The sequence below is a fragment of the Amycolatopsis sp. H20-H5 genome (assembly GCF_035828755.1).
GTDB lineage: Bacteria > Actinomycetota > Actinomycetes > Mycobacteriales > Pseudonocardiaceae > Amycolatopsis.
The window spans coordinates 25,067-40,388 of sequence record NZ_JAYMZS010000002.1; the positions used below are offsets into that span (position 1 = coordinate 25,067).

The 15,322-nt window shown below is 69.9% G+C and carries 16 protein-coding genes; 7 read left to right on the forward strand and 9 right to left on the reverse strand.

The annotated features are described in order from the left end of the window. Nucleotides 1–4: 4 nt before the first annotated feature. Nucleotides 5–457, reverse strand: coding sequence for a roadblock/LC7 domain-containing protein (locus QMK34_RS01160; protein ID WP_326410309.1), 453 nt, complete (start codon nucleotides 455–457; stop codon nucleotides 5–7). Further along, nucleotides 454–3,960 carry a sensor histidine kinase gene (locus QMK34_RS01165; RefSeq protein ID WP_326410311.1) on the reverse strand — a complete coding sequence of 1,169 codons (3,507 nt, stop codon included), beginning with the start codon at nucleotides 3,958–3,960 and terminating at the stop codon, nucleotides 454–456. Before QMK34_RS01165 ends, QMK34_RS01160 begins: the two co-directional genes overlap by 4 nt. A 983-nt stretch (nucleotides 3,961–4,943) precedes the next feature. On the opposite strand from QMK34_RS01165, the gene QMK34_RS01170 reads away from it, so the two are divergent. The 5 genes from QMK34_RS01170 to QMK34_RS01190 all read left to right on the forward strand — a co-directional run bounded on the left by QMK34_RS01170 (nucleotide 4,944) and on the right by QMK34_RS01190 (nucleotide 8,285). Next, nucleotides 4,944–5,363, forward strand: a complete 420-nt coding sequence (locus QMK34_RS01170) for a DUF485 domain-containing protein (RefSeq protein WP_326410314.1) — start codon at nucleotides 4,944–4,946, stop codon at nucleotides 5,361–5,363. Beyond that, the gene (locus QMK34_RS01175; RefSeq protein WP_326410316.1) at nucleotides 5,360–6,958 is read left to right on the forward strand and encodes a solute symporter family protein; all 1,599 of its coding nucleotides are present in this window, start codon (nucleotides 5,360–5,362) and stop codon (nucleotides 6,956–6,958) included. Before QMK34_RS01170 ends, QMK34_RS01175 begins: the two co-directional genes overlap by 4 nt. Nucleotides 6,959–7,021: 63 nt before the next feature. Continuing rightward, the gene (locus tag QMK34_RS01180; protein ID WP_326410319.1) at nucleotides 7,022–7,435 is read left to right on the forward strand and encodes a hypothetical protein; all 414 of its coding nucleotides are present in this window, start codon (nucleotides 7,022–7,024) and stop codon (nucleotides 7,433–7,435) included. Continuing rightward, on the forward strand, nucleotides 7,351–7,881 hold the full coding sequence (locus QMK34_RS01185; RefSeq protein ID WP_326410321.1) for a hypothetical protein: 531 nt from the start codon (nucleotides 7,351–7,353) through the stop codon (nucleotides 7,879–7,881). Before QMK34_RS01180 ends, QMK34_RS01185 begins: the two co-directional genes overlap by 85 nt. Further along, a complete protein-coding gene (locus tag QMK34_RS01190) occupies nucleotides 7,878–8,285 on the forward strand; it encodes a GntR family transcriptional regulator (RefSeq protein WP_326410324.1) in 408 nt (135 codons plus the stop codon). Before QMK34_RS01185 ends, QMK34_RS01190 begins: the two co-directional genes overlap by 4 nt. 5 nt (nucleotides 8,286–8,290) lie before the next feature. Here the strand turns inward: QMK34_RS01190 and QMK34_RS01195 are convergent, their stop codons facing one another. Continuing rightward, a complete protein-coding gene (locus QMK34_RS01195) occupies nucleotides 8,291–8,851 on the reverse strand; it encodes a TetR/AcrR family transcriptional regulator (protein WP_326410326.1) in 561 nt (186 codons plus the stop codon). A gap of 139 nt (nucleotides 8,852–8,990) precedes the next feature. Here QMK34_RS01195 and QMK34_RS01200 point away from each other — a divergent pair, with 139 nt between their 5' ends. Next, nucleotides 8,991–10,424 carry an MFS transporter gene (locus tag QMK34_RS01200; protein WP_326410329.1) on the forward strand — a complete coding sequence of 478 codons (1,434 nt, stop codon included), beginning with the start codon at nucleotides 8,991–8,993 and terminating at the stop codon, nucleotides 10,422–10,424. Nucleotides 10,425–10,479: 55 nt separating this feature from the next. On the opposite strand, the gene QMK34_RS01205 is transcribed toward QMK34_RS01200, so the two are convergent. The 5 genes from QMK34_RS01205 to QMK34_RS01225 all read right to left on the reverse strand — a co-directional run bounded on the left by QMK34_RS01205 (nucleotide 10,480) and on the right by QMK34_RS01225 (nucleotide 13,388). Next, nucleotides 10,480–10,833 (reverse strand): DUF3817 domain-containing protein, encoded by a 354-nt coding sequence (locus tag QMK34_RS01205; RefSeq protein ID WP_326410331.1) that lies wholly within the window; start codon nucleotides 10,831–10,833, stop codon nucleotides 10,480–10,482. A 23-nt stretch (nucleotides 10,834–10,856) separates the two neighbouring features. Then, a complete protein-coding gene (locus tag QMK34_RS01210) occupies nucleotides 10,857–11,255 on the reverse strand; it encodes a hypothetical protein (protein WP_326410333.1) in 399 nt (132 codons plus the stop codon). 39 nt (nucleotides 11,256–11,294) lie between these two features. Then, nucleotides 11,295–12,197 carry a lytic transglycosylase domain-containing protein gene (locus tag QMK34_RS01215; protein ID WP_326410335.1) on the reverse strand — a complete coding sequence of 301 codons (903 nt, stop codon included), beginning with the start codon at nucleotides 12,195–12,197 and terminating at the stop codon, nucleotides 11,295–11,297. A 164-nt stretch (nucleotides 12,198–12,361) separates the two neighbouring features. After that, nucleotides 12,362–12,844, reverse strand: a complete 483-nt coding sequence (locus QMK34_RS01220; protein WP_326410338.1) for a helix-turn-helix transcriptional regulator — start codon at nucleotides 12,842–12,844, stop codon at nucleotides 12,362–12,364. A gap of 376 nt (nucleotides 12,845–13,220) precedes the next feature. After that, a complete protein-coding gene (locus QMK34_RS01225; RefSeq protein WP_326410340.1) occupies nucleotides 13,221–13,388 on the reverse strand; it encodes a hypothetical protein in 168 nt (55 codons plus the stop codon). A 196-nt stretch (nucleotides 13,389–13,584) separates the two neighbouring features. Between QMK34_RS01225 and QMK34_RS01230 the strand changes: the two genes are divergently transcribed. Further along, nucleotides 13,585–14,160 carry a GNAT family N-acetyltransferase gene (locus tag QMK34_RS01230; RefSeq protein WP_326410342.1) on the forward strand — a complete coding sequence of 192 codons (576 nt, stop codon included), beginning with the start codon at nucleotides 13,585–13,587 and terminating at the stop codon, nucleotides 14,158–14,160. On the opposite strand, the gene QMK34_RS01235 is transcribed toward QMK34_RS01230, so the two are convergent. After that, nucleotides 14,150–15,292: a CaiB/BaiF CoA transferase family protein gene (locus tag QMK34_RS01235; protein WP_326410344.1), complete on the reverse strand. Its 1,143-nt coding sequence runs from the start codon at nucleotides 15,290–15,292 to the stop codon at nucleotides 14,150–14,152. The genes QMK34_RS01230 and QMK34_RS01235 overlap by 11 nt on opposite strands. Between the last annotated feature and the right edge of the window lie 30 nt (nucleotides 15,293–15,322).

Consider the following 15,322-nt stretch of genomic DNA (forward strand, 5'->3'; position numbering starts at 1 on the left):
AACATCATCCCACCGGCTCGCCGATCAGCGACCCACCCGAGCCCTGGAGTTGCGCGCGAAGCTCCGGGGTGAGGATCTGGCCGACCCGGTCGACGAGCATGGTCATCTCGTAGGCGACCTGGCCGATGTCGCAGTTGGGGGCGGCCAGGATGGCCAGGCAGGAACCGTCGCTGATCGACATCAGCACCATGATGCCGAGTTCCATTTCGACCACGGTCTCGTTGACCGCGCCCGCCTCGAAGCACCGTGCGGCGCCCTGGGTCAGGCTGACCAGCCCGGCCGCGACCGCGGCGAGCTGGTCGGCGCGGTCGAGCGGCAGCCGGTTCGACGCGCTGAGGAGCAGGCCGTCAGCCGAAACGACCACCGCGTGTGCCACCCCCGGAACTCGGTCCGCGAAGTCGTTGACCAGCCACCCGAACTGGTTCTGCTGGGGCTGGGCCGTATTCGGCGAGGTCATTCACCCTCCAGGGTTTCGTGGTTGCTGTCGGTTGCCCGGGCGGTGCGGTGCCTACCGCGCTGGACGCCCTGCTGGAAGCTGTTCAGGCGACCCCGCACGTCGTGTGCGTCGCGCTGCGGTCGCGGGTTCGCCGTGCCCGCGGGCGGTGCGGCGCTCCCGGGGAGCAACTGCTCTCCCCGACGGCGCCGGGGCAATCCTGCCGAAGTGAACGTCGACGGTGTCGACTGGGATACCGCTTGCACGGTTGCCCAGCCCTCGTCGGAACCGAATTTCCACTCGGTCGTGTCGCCGATGTCGGGCCCGGCGCTGGTCGCGACGGGCTCCGGTGCCGGAGCGGGCGGCTCGGCAGGACGCCTGCTCGGCAACGCCGGGAGCGGGCCGGACGGCCGGACGGCCGTGGGGGGCGCCACCGGCGGCATCAGCGGCACAGCGGGCGCGGGCGACATGAACGACGTCGCTGGTGCCGGTGCCGGTGCCGGTGCCGGTGCTGCCGGTGCCGGGTTGGCCGGAGCGGGCCGGGGCCTGGCTGGCGACGGCGCGGCGGGCGCCTGCTGGGCACCGTCCTGCCGGGTGACCTGCCGTCCCCGGTTGACCCCCTGCTGGAAGCTGCTGAGCCTGCCCCGGATCTCGGCCGGGTCGCGGGCGGGCAGCTCGACGTTGCGGACGGCGGGGTCGCCCTCCGGAGCGGCCATGGGCGACGGCGACGACGCCGCGGTGCCCGGCATGAGCTGCTCACCGCGCTGACGCCGGGGCAGCCCGGCCTCGGTGAAGGTCGACGGCGGCGTCTGCGAAACCGCCTGGACGGTGCGCCAGTTCTCGTCGCTGGCGAAATCCCAGCTGCGGCTGTCCTGCTCAGCCTGCTCCGTCTGCTCCGTCTGTTTAACCTCGGACGCGGGAGGAGCCACCGGAGCCGCTTCGGGCTCCTTCTTGGGCTTCTTGGCCGCCGCGTCCGGCTTGGCCGGAGCGGGCGACGTCGCCGACCGGAACCACACCGACAGCATCTCGTCGAAGATCGGCGTGGTCTCGGGCTCGGTGGGCGGCGGCGGCGGCGGGGCGACCGGGGGCGCCTGCGCGGCCTGCGCCCACCAGTCGGTCAGCGCGGAACCCTTGGCCTCGAACAACGCCTTGCCACTGGGCAGTTCGTTGTCGGGGGCGGGCGGCCTCGCCGTCTGCGGGGGCTTCGGAGCGGGCGGAGTGGGCGGCGGCGGGGGCGACTGCGGCTCGGCCTGCGGGATCGGGCTGAACAGGGCGGTGCCGGAGATCTCCAGATCGGACGGCGGCCGCGGCGCGTGCCCGTTGCTGCCGTTGGTGCCCGTCAGGCCGGTGAGACCCTCGAGGTCACTGGCCGACGGCCAGCGTTCGCCGCCCTGCGCCGGCACCACGGACCCGGTCCTGGCCAAGCCGTTGGGGGCGCCGTTGGGGGCGCCATTGGGGACACCGTTGAGCGGCTTCTGCTGACGGCGCGGCAGCGAGCCGTTCGTCGCCACGGACGGCTGGCGCCGGGTGATCGGGCCGGTCTCGGGGCCGGGGTCGGCGCCGGGCGGGGCCATCACGAGCTCGGCGGGCACCTGCACCGTGGCGCGGACGCCGACGATGTCCTTGCCACCGTGCAGTGTCACCGAGATCTGGTGGCGGCTGGCGAGCCTGCCGACCACGAACAGGCCCATGCGGCGCGAGGTCGCGAGGTCCACCGAGGCGGCCTCGACGAGCCGGGCGTTGGCCTCGCAGACCTCCGCCTCGTTCATGCCGATGCCCTTGTCGAGGATGTCGATCGAGAGCGAACCGTCGTCGGCGAGCCTGGTCGCGACCGTCACCTGGGTCTCGGGGGCCGAGAACGCGGTCGCGTTGTCGAGCAGTTCGGCGACAAGCCGCATCAGGTCGCTGGCCGCGTACCCGAGGACCCGCGCGGGCGGCGGCGTCTGCACGACGACCCGCTGGTACTGCTCGATCTCCGAGACCGCGGCGCGCAGCACGTCGGTGGTGGTGACCGGCTGCCCCGAGCGGCGTCCCGGCTCCGCGCCGGACAGCACCATCAGGTTCTCGTTGTTGCGGCGCATGCGGGTCGCGAGGTGGTCGAGCTGGAACAGCGTGGACAGCTGGTCCGCGTCCTCCTCGTCACGCTCGAGCCGCTCGATCAGCTGCAGCTGACGCTGCACGAGGCTCTGGCTGCGCCGGGACAGGTTGACGAACACGCTGCCGTAGCCGGTCCGCATCGCGGCCTGCTCGGTGGCGAGGCGCAGTGCCTGGTGGTGCACCGCGTCGAAGGCCCTGGCCACTTCGCCGATCTCGTCGTTGGCGTCGATCGGCACCGGCTGGACGTCGGTGCCCTGAGCGCGGCCCTCCTGGATGTTGCGGACCGCGTCCGGGAGCTGCTTCTCCGCGACGTCGAGCGCGCTGGCCCGCAGCACCTTCAGCGAGCGCAGCAGCTGGCGGGTGATGAGGAAGACGACGGCGACGGCGAGCACCATGGCGCCGAACAGCAGCACCGCGAGCAGTCCCGCCCCGCTGCTGGAGTCCTCGACCAGCTTCGCCGAAGCGGCGCCGAGCTGGTCCCCGAGCCGCTGCGCGACCTGGCTCAGCTGGGTGATCACCGTGTTCGACGCGCTGTTCCACTCCTCTGTGGACAGCTGGCGGAAGGCCTGGCTGGTCGAGATGCTCTGGTCGCCGAGCGCGATCTTGGCGAGCCGGTCCCGGTTCTGGAGGGACTGACCGGACACCAGCGCGCCGAAGTCCTGGCGCTGCCGCTCGGTGGCCGCGGCGGTGAAGTCGCCCAGCCGGTCGTCGAGCCGCAGTTCGGCGGAGCGGACCTCGGCGAGCTCGCTCGGGATGAGTCCCGACCTGGCGATGCCGTAGGAGACCAGCGCCTGGCTGAGCGAAAGCTGCTCCTCGACGACCTGGATGTCGTGCAGCGCGCTCGGCGTGCCGCCCAGCGCGTTGTCGCTGGCACCGGCGGCGAGCGCGGTGCCGAGCCTGAGCAGCGCGCCGGTGATGGCGGTGTAGTCGGTCACGGCCTGGGACGGGTCAAGCTGGCCGTCCGTGGCCTGGCGCCGGACGCCGCTGAGGGCGGCCAGCTGATTGGTCACGTCCAGCTGCGGCGATTCGAGGTCCGGCTGGACCTCGACCGCCTTGGCCGCGGAGGCGGCGAACGGGCCGACGGCGCGGTCGACCTCGGCGCGGGTGGCGGTCAGCTCGGGCGAGCCGCCGACGGTGCCCTCGGTGAGCACGGCGGTGGTCTGCGTGCGCTCCCGCTGGAGCCCGTCGGTCAGTGTCCTGAGCTGGCCGCTCAGCGCGATGAGTCGGTCGACGCGCTGGTAGCCGTCGGACTGGCCGACCTGGCCGGCGATGGTGGCTACGCCCAGCACCACCGCGATGATGATGGGCACCAGTGTGACGGCCGAGAGCTTGACCGGAATGCTCCAGTCACGCCAGCGCACCAGCGCCTTCCAACCGGCGGCCCACCGGGATTTCTTGGGCGGCCGGCCGAGCAGCTGCCCAACAGGCACTTGGCCTTCTCCTGCAACGGTCACGAAAGTGACTCCCTGTCCGGCGTGATGGATCCGCGTAGACGGCTCACGATGCCTCGCGCACAGCGTCCGAACCCGGCACCAGCCGGTTGATCCCGGACGAGCACGGCGCTCGGAACCACCCCGGTCGCGGGGTGCGGCGCGCGTGCAGCGCAACATGCGGAGTGCATGGTCGTGGAGATCAACTTATCGGTGCCTATCGATCACTGCGGTCAGCTGGGCCAAAGAATCGTACACCAAACCGTAGTTGGTCAATTCTGTTGGATATGCGCCTGCTGACCTGGGGAAATGGGTATTTGCCCCACCTCATGAGGGATCATTCTGCCCGTTCGCCCGGCTGGAGGGAATTCCAGTGACCGCCGAACCCGGACTTTCAGCCGGTCCGTTCACCCGATTAGCCTACGGAGGGTAGTCAGCTCTCTCGGACGATCTACTCAGCGTGCCACCAACGAGTGAGTCAAGCCCAAATGTGTGCCCAATGTTGTGGCCTTGCCTCCGCGACACACCTTCGACCCGCTCGACGTGGTGATTTATTTCGGGATCTTCGCCGCGGCCAACGGATGTTCACCGATGGGCCGCCGGGGAGACAGTTGCGGACAGTAAAACGAGCCGGTGAAGTAGCTACCGGCCGTCACCGTTGCGGGGGACGCTGAGCCCACCCCCTCCACCGTTTGCCGGATTGAGCTCCGGCGACAGCGACAGGGAGTGATAATAGGCCTCATCATTACGAGTGATCTGGCCGTGATTGTCCAACCCACGCCTTTTAAGACCCGCCGTTCCGAATCATTCCCGCAGGAAATCGAATACCCGCACGTGGGAGGCGATCGAGTGGAGCCGCCTTGTTCCGGTCACCGGTCACGTAGCTACTATGTGCGCCTCGCAGTCCGCAAGGGCAGCCCGGCACCGCCGAAAGCGCGGCACAGGCCGCCGGCCGCCACGGACGCAAGCTGCCGGAGGCACTCATGCACAACGTCGCGCGGACCCCCGCGGCGAGCAACGCGCTCGAGGAGACCGGCCAGATGCCGGTCATGTTCGAGAAGGAGCGGCCCGCCCGCCCGCCCCGGACCCGGCAGGGTCCGGACTACGACCGGATCCAGCACAGCAAGGAGTTCGTCGCGTTGCGCAAGCGGTTCCGCCGCTTCGTCTTCCCGATGAGCTTGGCCTTCTTCGCCTGGTACATGACCTACGTGTTCCTGGCGGCCTACGCCCACGACTTCATGAGCACGAAGGTGTTCGGCCAGATCAACGTCGGGATCATCCTCGGGATCGGCCAGTTCGCCTCGACCATCGTGATCATGGTCGCCTATCTCCGGTTCGCGAACCGGCGCATCGACCCCGAGGTCGCGGCGATCCGCCGCCAGGCCGGACTGGAGGACAAGTGAGCACGTCCGTGGATCTCGCGGCGGCCCTGCCGGAGAGCAACCCGATCGTGAACACCGCGGTGTTCGCCCTGTTCGTCGCCATCACTCTGTACGTGGTCTACCGGGCGAGCACCCGTAACTCCTCCACCTCGGACTACTACGCCGCGGGCAGCGCCTTCAACGGCCGCCAGAACGGTATCGCCCTGTCCGGGGACTTCCTGTCCGCGGCCTCGTTCCTCGGCATCGCCGGCGCGATCGCGATCCACGGCTACGACGGGTTCCTCTACTCGATCGGGTTCCTCGTCGCGTGGCTGGTGGACCTGCTGCTGATCGCCGAGCTGCTGCGCAACACCGGCCGCTTCACCATGGGCGACGTGCTGAGCTTCCGGATGAAGCAGCGCCCGGTGCGTGCCGCCGCCGCGACGTCCACCCTGGTCATCTCGTTCTTCTACATGCTCGCGCAGATGGCGGGCGCCGGCGGTCTGGTCGCCCTGCTGCTCAACATCCACGGCGGCTTCGGCCAGGCGCTGGTGATCGGCGTGGTCGGCCTGATCATGGTGCTGTACGTGCTGGTCGGCGGGATGAAGGGCACCACATGGGTGCAGATCATCAAGGCCACCATCCTGCTGATGAGCGGGGTGCTGATCACCGTGTTCCTGTTCGGGAAGTTCGGCTTCAGCTTCTCCAACCTGCTCTCGGCGGCCACCGACCGCAGCCCGCTGGGCGAGAAGCTGCTCGAACCGGGCGGGTCGTACGGCAAGAACGGCACCACCAAGCTCGACTTCATCTCGCTGGCGCTCGCGCTGGTGCTCGGCGCGGCCGCACTCCCCCACGTGCTGATGCGCTTCTACACGGTGCCGAACTCGAAGGAGGCCCGCCGCTCGGTGGTCTGGGCCACCTCGTGCATGTTCCTGTTCTACCTCTGCACGCTGGTGATCGGTTTCGGCGCGGCCGCGCTGGTCGGCGCCGACGAGATCAAGGGCGCCCCCGGCGGCGAGAACTCCGCCGCCCCGCTGCTCGCCCTGCACGTCGGCGGCACGCTGCTGCTGGGCATCATCTCCGCGGTGGCGTTCGCGACCATCCTGGCGGTGGTCGCCGGGCTGACCATCACCGCTTCGGCGTCGTTCGCCCACGACGTCTACGCGAACATCTTCAAGCGCGGCAAGGCCGATCCGGTCGAAGAGGTCCGCGTCGCGCGACTGACCGCGGTCGTGGTCGGCGTGCTGGCGATCGTCGGCGGGATCCTCGCCAACGGCCAGAACATCGCGTTCCTGGTGGCGCTGGCCTTCGCGGTCGCCGCCTCGGCGAACCTGTCGACCCTGCTGTACTCGCTGTTCTGGAAGCGGTTCAACACCACCGGCACCCTGTGGGGCATCTACGGCGGCCTGGTCGCCTGCCTGGTGCTGGTGATCTTCTCGCCGGTGATGTCGGGCGCCGCCGACTCGATCGTCAAGGGCGTGGACTTCCACTGGTTCCCGCTGAAGAACCCGGGCCTGATCTCCATCCCGTTCTCCTTCCTCTGCGGTTACCTCGGCACGATCTTCGGCCGGGACAAGGCCGACCCGGCCCGGCATTCCGAGATGGAGGTCCGGTCCCTGACCGGCATCGGTTCCTGACCCTTGCCTTTGTGTCGCCCTTTTTGTCATCATAATGACACAAAGGGCGACACAGGGGGAGTCATGACGGCAGCTCACGCGTCACCAGGGAAAAGCAGCTCCGTTACCTCCCCCGCGGACACCGTCGAGCCGAGCTGGTCGGAGATCGTCAAGGCCAGGACCTGGCTCGCCAAGCGCGGGATCAGGGTCAGCATGCCGACCCGCCTGCTGGCGATCAGGATCGGCGGCAGGCTGACGCAGCGCCACCTTCGCCGCTACTTCAGCTACGCAGCACTGGCCACGCTCGGCTCCCTTGGCTACTCCTGCCTGCAGTACCTGCCAGGCGTGCACGGCAGCGAGATGACCCAGAGCGCGACCCTGTTCTTCATCTACTTCGCCCTGCAGCTTTCGGTATGGCGGGGGCGGCAGCTTCGGGAACGATCCCTGGCCGCCCGGCTGTCCTCCGGATCACCCGCACCGACCGGTCGTCCCCGCTGAAGCTGCTCGGCGGCTGGTACCTCGCCTCGATCGCGGTCACCTTCCCCGGCGGTGCGGCGCTGGCTGTCGCCATCTTCGTGACGGATCCGAATCCGGGTGCGAGGACGTACGCCTGGAGCTGGTTCGGGCTGCTGGCACTGAGCGCGATCTGCACCGGAACGGTCCTGAACAGCGTCCTCAACGCCCCCACCGTGGCCGAGAACGACGCGTCGCTCGCGGTGGACGAACTGCTGCGCATCCGGGACGCCGACGAGGCCGCGCCGGCGATGTACACGCTCCCGCTCCTGTGGGACTTCCTGCTTGATGACGGCCGCCCGCCGGTCGGGTTCACCGCGCCACTCATCGGCTACATCGTGCTCAGCCTCGGGCTGTTCGCCGTAGCCCACCTCCGCCACGAGAGGCGCACCCTGCCACCCGGCAACTACGGAACCCCGGAAGCGGCATGATCCTCAGCGTGGACAGCACCTCGGCGGTGCCGCCCTTCGAGCAGATCCGGTCAGCATTGGCCGCCCGGATCACCGAACGGACGCTCGCGGTGGGCACCCGGCTGCCGACCGTCCGGCGGCTCGCCGCCGACCTCGGCGTGGCGCCCAACACGATCGCCCGCGCCTACCGCGAGCTGGAGGAGGCCGGGCTCATCGAAACCCGCGGACGAGCGGGCAGCTTCGTCGGCGCCTCCGGCGATCTCGGCCGCGAGCGTGCCCGGCAAGCGGCCGCGGCGTACGCCTCGGCGGTCCGCGAGCTGGGCTTGAGCCAGGGCGAGGCGCTCGCCATCGCCACCGCGGCGCTCGAAAGCACCACGACGGCGTACCGCACGGCGCCGGTGCTCAAGCAGCGGCCCGCCCACTGAGCGGGTCAGACGTGCAAGCCGTCGAGCACGACCGCCAGCAGGCGTTTCGTGTCCTCTGCCGAGGCGTGCTGGGCCGCCACCCCGACACCGTGGCCGAGTCGTAGGAGGTCGACGCCCGTCACGTCGGCCCGGATGGCCCCGGCCCGCTGAGCGGCGTCGACCAGCGTGGCGGTCGCGGAGTTGAGCCGCCCCCGGCACCAGCCGAACGTCTCCGAGCCGGCGTCGAGCGAGGCCTTGAGGGTCATCGCGAGTCCGTGCCGGTCCGCCACCCACGAAACCTGCTCGCCGACCCAGGCGTCCAGGGCGTCACCGGGCGTGAGCTGCTCGAGCAGGTCGAAAGCGCGCTGCGAGAGCGCGTCGATCTGCTCGCGGTACACCGCCGCCATCAGGTTCTCCCTCGTCGGGAAGTGCCGGTACAGCGTCCCAGGGCCCACGCACGCCTTCTTGGCGATGTCGTCGAGCGGGACCTCGACACCGTGCTCCGCGAACATCGCTCTCGCGGTGGTCACGATGCGCTCGTAGTTGCGCCGCGCGTCCGCGCGCATCGGACGAGCTTCGTCGGTCATCCGAGCACCTCCTCGTGCCAAACCGGAGAGATTCTCCGAATTCACTTGCATAACCGGAGACACTCTCCATATCATCGTTCTCGTCAGAGAACCGGAGACATTCTCCAGTTTAACCCATCCTGTGTCCTTGGAGTATTCCTTGACCGAGCAGACCCTTCGCAGGGAGCCGGGACAGGCCCTGATCGCACCCCGGCCGAACCGGCCGGGGCTGGCGCTGGCCATCATCCTGAGCTGCCAGCTGATGCTCATTCTCGACGCGACGGTGATGAACGTCGCGCTGCCCAGGATCCGTACGGACCTCGGGTTCACCGCCACCGGCCTGTCCTGGGTCATGACCTCGTACAGCCTCGTGTTCGGCGGGCTGCTGCTGCTCGGCGGCCGCGCGGGCGACCTGTTCGGCCGCCGCCGGATGTTCGTCACCGGCGCCGCCGTGTTCACGGTGTCCTCGCTGGTCGGCGGCTTCGCGGGCTCGGCGGAACTGCTCATCGCCGCGCGCGTCGCGCAGGGCGTCGGCGCCGCGCTGGCCGGGCCCAGCACGCTGGCGCTGATCACCACCACCTTCACCGAGGCCAAGGCGCGGATGCGCGCGCTGGCGTTGTTCTCCGCCATGGCGAGCAGCGGGTTCGCCATCGGCCTCATCCTCGGCGGCCTGCTCACCGAGTGGGTCTCGTGGCGGGCGGTGTTGTTCATCAACGTGCCGGTCGGCCTGGCCATCGTGACACTCGCGCCGCGGTTCGTGCCCGACCCGCCGCGACGCCCGGCCCGCCTGGACCTGCCGGGCGCGATCACCGGCACCCTGGGAGTCGCGTCCCTCGTCTACGGGTTCACCCGCGCCGCGTCGGACGGCTGGGGCGACACGGTCACCCTGGCCTCGGTCACGGCGGGTCTCCTGCTGCTGGCCGGGTTCCTCTCGCTGGAGCTCCGGATGCGGCAGCCCCTGGTCCCGCTGCGGCTGTTCGCCGACCGCAACCGCGCGGCGGCCTTCGCCGGCTACTTCCTTGGCCCGATGGCGATGATGTCGATGTTCTTCTTCCTCACCCAGTTCCTGCAGGAGGTCCGACACTTCACCGCCCTCGCCACCGGCTTCGCGTTCCTGCCGATGGCGGTCGGGATCTTCACGCTCAGCAGGCTCATCCCCCGGCTGCTCCCCCGCTACGGCCCGAAACCGCTGGCCGTCACGGGCACGCTGATGATGGTCGCGGGCGTCGGCTGGCTGACCCGGCTGACGGCGGACACCGGCTACTTCGGGGGACTGTTCGGCCCGATGGTGCTGATGGGTCTCGGGGCCGGGATGGCGTTCGCGCCGCTCAACATCATCATCATGGCGAGCGTGCCCACCGAGGACGCGGGCGCCGCGGGCGGCGTGCTGCAGACGATGCAGCAGGTCGGTGCGTCACTGGGGCTGGGGATCCTGATCACCGTGTTCGGCACGGCCACCCGCACGGCGGCCGCCGGCGGCACCACCGGCACCGAGCTGCTGGTCAGCGGCATGACCTCGGCGTTCACCGTGGGCACCGCGATCGCCGGGCTCGGTTTCCTGGTGGCGCTGACGTTCCGGCGGCAGCGGGACTAGGTCGCTGGTCTCTGGCCAATCAAGTTCGCGGTCGAACAGATTTACCAGACCCGGCCTAGAGCTTCTCGCCCGCCCGCACCCGGTGGGTGACCCGGCGCTCGACCAGGAACGAGACGAACGGGACGCAGCCCGCCAGCAGGACGAGCACGGTGCCCTTGATCGACCAGCGGGCCTTGATCGCCAGGTCGATGGTCAGCACCAGGTAGATCATGTACAGCACGCCATGGATCGGCGAGTAGATCGCCGAAGGCTCCGGGTTGTCGAAGCCGTAGCGCAGCACCATCACGAAGCACAGACCGAGCAGGCCGACACCGGTGACGTAGGCGGCCGTGCGGAACCGCAGCAACGGGCCGTGCAGAGCCGTGCTCTTCGCGCCGGCGGACGCCGAGTCGTCAGTTCGGGTGGTCATGGGTTCGGACCTCTCTGGCGGGACTAGCTGGTCTGCTGGTCGCGGGCGTTCAGCTCGCGGAGGTAGCGGTTGTACTGGGCGAGCTCGTCGTCCTCGGGCACGGGGGCGGCCGTCACGGCCGGACGGCGAGGGGGCCGGGGCGCGGGCACGTCGACGGGGGCGTGCCCCCACTCGGCGTTCCCGCTCTTCGGCGTCTCCGGCTGACCGGCCAGGCCGCGCAGCTTGCGGATCCGCCAGAACATGAACGCCGGGAAGAGCCCGAACAGCGGCCACTGCAGCACGTAGCCGAGGTTCTGGAAGGTGCCGCTGGCCGAGGCGAAACGTTCCCACTGCCACCACGCGAGCCCGCAGCACAGCGCGAGACTCGCCAGGCAGACCAAGGCGATGCCGAGGCGGCGCGTGGTGCGGGAATACTCGGGCACGGAACCGACGCTAGCACTCACGGGAAAGTGATCCCGCGCTCATCCCCGCGTCTTGATGGTCTGCGCGGCCTTGGCGTAGCCGTCCGCCAGCCCGAAGACCTTCTGGGCGTACTCGGTGGAATTGTTGTACGACAGGATCCCGGACCACCAGCCCGCCGCGCTCGCCATGTCGCGGCCGTTGACGCACAGGTAACGGGCGGCGGCGAGCGCGGCGTCGTCGATCTGCTGCGGGTCGCCGAGCCCGTCGCCGTTGCCGTCGGACGCGTACTTGCGCCAGGTGCTGGGGATGAACTGCATCGGGCCGACGGCCCGGTCGGTCACCGGGTCGCCGTCGAGGCTGCCGCCGTCGGTGTCGCCGATCGCCTTGACCCCGGACGAGCCGTCGAGCGGGACGCCGATGATCGGCTTGGACGGGCGGCCGTCGGCGCCGAGCACCGCGCCGCCGTACTGGCCGTGGTTGGACTCGATGCGGCCGATACCGGCCAGCGTCGCCCAGGAGATGCGGCAGCCTGGCTGGGTGGAGCGCATCGCGATTTCGGCGTTGCCGTACGCCATCAGCGCCCTGGCCGGGACGCCCACCACGGGCGCGGCACCGGCGGCCCAGTCCTGCAGCGGGTTCTTGCCCGGCTGCTGGGTCTGCGCCTGCCGCGGCAGCGTCTGCGGACTCGCGCCGCCCGCGACGGTCACGTTCACCGGAGCTATCGAACCCGGCTTGACGTCGGCGGCCTTGACCTGCAGTGCGGGGATCTCAGTGGTCGTCGGACCGGCCACCGGCGTCGACGCCTTGGTCACCAGCCAGATCCCGCCACCCGCGACCGCCAGCACGGCGAGAACGATCACCAGCCTGCCGACCACGGCGGCACCGGCCGTCCTCGCGGGGCGCGGCGGTGCCGGGGCGGCCGGGGCCGCGACTTCGTCCTCGGATTCGGGGGTGGTGCGCACGAACAAAGTCCTCCAGCGTGGCGGGCGGATCATCAAGGCCCGAGCGTATTCGCGGATCCGCTCAGACACACAACGAGCTCGCGCAGGTTAGCGTTACGCGAGTCGCCGATTCACCGTCGCCACGCCGGTTCACCCGGCCGTGGCACCTCTTCTCGCACTGTGGACTAAGCGGACTTCTGCTGCCGCGCCAACCGGGCCACGCACCACGCGGGAGCGCTGCCCCGGCGCAGGTGCTGCAGGACGGTCATCGGGCCGAGCCTGCGGCTGAGGTCCGAGGGCGCCAGTCCGGCGGCCCGGTAGTCGAGCGCGCGCTGGTCCAGCGGGCTGATCCCGGCGTCCCACCACAGCTCGGCCTCTTCGACCCCGCCGACCATCTGCCACCAGCCGGCGGCCGCGGTGAGCAGCTCGTCGGGCACATCGGGCAGCCGAGCCCGCATGGCCTCGAGGTAGCCGGGGTCGGCCGGGTCCACCTGGGCCCAGCGGCCCGCACCCGAACGCGCACGCTGACCCGGGATACCGGGCGCTTGGCGGGGTGCGTCGGCCAGCCACGCGGAGGCGATGCGGTCGACCTCCGCCTCCTCGGGAGTCTGCTCGCGTTCGGCAGCCCACTGCCGGATCAACGCGTCCACTCCGGGATCTCCGGTCATCCCTGCCTCCTCATGTTCCCCGACTGACAAGTCACGACTGAACGAGCCACAGAAAGCTGTGAATTCTTTACGGAGCTGCGAAACCTTGCGTAGGAAACCGAACTCGGCGAGGCCTGGGAACGGCTGATCACGCAATGTGAGCACCGTAGGGCCGGGGTGGCTCAGAACGCCAGAGTTCCCAGCGCATGAATTCCTCGACCTGCGCCTTAACCGCCCCAATCCACCCGGATGGTCGAGTGAAGGTCTCGAAATCGCATGCCAGTAACACTGAGTCACACTTGCTGGTGAGAGCGCACAGTAGTCGGAAAACACAGCAGCGGTAAACGACAACGAGGACCGGCGCCGCGGTGCGGCGCCGGTCCTCGTTTGCCGGAAATCAGCGGAAAAGGCTTCTCACGAAGGTGACGATCGCTTCGGCGCCCTGTTTGAGCCAGCCGAGGACGTTGTGCACCGCGTCGGCGGACTGCGTCGGCTGGGTGATCAGGAAGAAGAGCACCAGCGCGACCACCCCGACGATGAGGATCTTCTTGAGGTTCGGCGACATAACTCCATCCGATCAGTTCTCGGCCCATCCTCCCCGGCGGACCGGGTTTGTGACAGACCATCACACCGAAGTGTCCACAAAGTGACTCCACGCGGACGGCGAGCCGGGTTCCACTCTAGGAGATCATGCCTCCGGGCACACGGAAGGCGCCGAGTTGATCGACGGGCGCCCCCGGCCGGGCCGTAGGCTCGGGCCGATGGACGAGGCCACCGAAGACAGCGAAGTCCCGCTCCGGCTGCGGCCGGTCGCAGAGGACGACCTGCCGATGATGGAAACGCTGACGAACGACAGGGCCGCCGCCGGCGAGTTCCAGTGGTTCGGCTGGCACGACCCGGCTTTCGTGCGCCGGCGGTGGGCCGACAACGGCATGCTCGGGGCGGACCAGGGCATGCTGATGGCGGTACTGGGCGGGCGGCGGATCGGTTTCGTCTCCTGGCACCGCACGCGGACGGGCTCGACCTCCTACTGCTGGAACATCGGCCTGGTGCTGGCGCCCGAGGCCCGCGGCCACGGGCACGGCACCCAGGCCCAGCGCCTGCTCGTGCGCTACCTGTTCGCGCACACACAGATGAACCGCGTCGAAGCCACCACGGAGATCGGCAACCGCGCCGAGCAGCGAGCGCTCGAGAAGGCGGGCTTCCTGCGCGAAGGAGTGCTGCGCGGCTACGGCTTCCGCGACGGGAAATGGCGCGACAACGTGCTCTACGCCGTCGTCCGCAGCGATGTGGAGAGCTGGGACGACGACGTCGAGCAGGCACGCGTCAGGCGATGACGCCCGCTTCCCGCAGCTTCTCCAGGTCCGCCCCGCCGACACCCAGCTCGGCCAGCACCTCGGTGGTGTCGGCGCCCCTTTCGTGCGGGGCTTCCGGGGTCGCGGGCGGGGTCCGGTCGAACTTCGGCGCCGGCGCGGGCTGCACGACCCCGCCGATGTCGACGAAGGTGCCGCGGGCCGCGTTGTGCGGATGCTCGGCGGCCTCCCACGGCGTGAGGACGGGCGTCAGGCAGGCGTCGGTCCCCTCCGCGCGGGCGACCAGCTCGTCGCGGGTGAACTTGCCGATCGTCTCGGTGAGGATCTTGCGCAGCTTCGGCCATTCGCTCTTGTCCACGTGCACCGGCAGCTCTTCGGCGTCGAGGCCGAGGACCTGCACGAGATCGCCCCAGAACCGCATCTCGATCGCGCCGACGGCCACGTACTTCCCGTCGGCCGTCTCGTAGGTGTCGTAGAACGGAGCGCCGCCGTCGAGCAGGTTGTCGCCGCGCTCGCCGCCCCACACGCCCGACGCGCGCAGCCCGTGCAGACTCGTGGTGAGCAGCGCGGCGCCGTCGGTCATGGAGGCGTCGACGACCTGTCCCTTGCTCGACGAAGTCCGTTCGTACAGCGCGGCGAGGACGCCCATCGCCAGCAGCAGCCCGCCGCCGCCGAAGTCGCCCACCAGGTTCAGCGGCGGCACCGGCCGCTCCCCCAGCCGCCCGATCGGCTCCAGCGCGCCGGCGATGGAGATGTAGTTGATGTCGTGCCCGGCGGCGGGCGCGAGCGGGCCGTCCTGGCCCCAGCCGGTCATCCGGCCGTACACGACCCGCGGGTTGCGGGCGTGCACCTGCTCGGGGCCCAGCCCCATCCGCTCGGCCACCCCCGGCCGGAAACCCTCGATGAACACGTCCGCCGTGTCGACGAGCTTGAGCACCAGCTCGACACCCTCGGGGGTCTTCGTGTTCACCCCGATCGTGCGGCGGCCGCGGGTCAGCGGGTCGTTCGGGAAGGCCAGCACGTCCGCGCCGGGAGTCGCCCGGTCGACCCGGACGACTTCGGCGCCGAGGTCGGCCAGCATCGTGGCGGCGAACGGCCCCGGTGCCAGCCCGGCGAGCTCGACGACCTTGAGCCCGCTCAGTGGGCCAGTCTTCATCTACTTCGTCCTTTCCTTACCGGTCAGGGG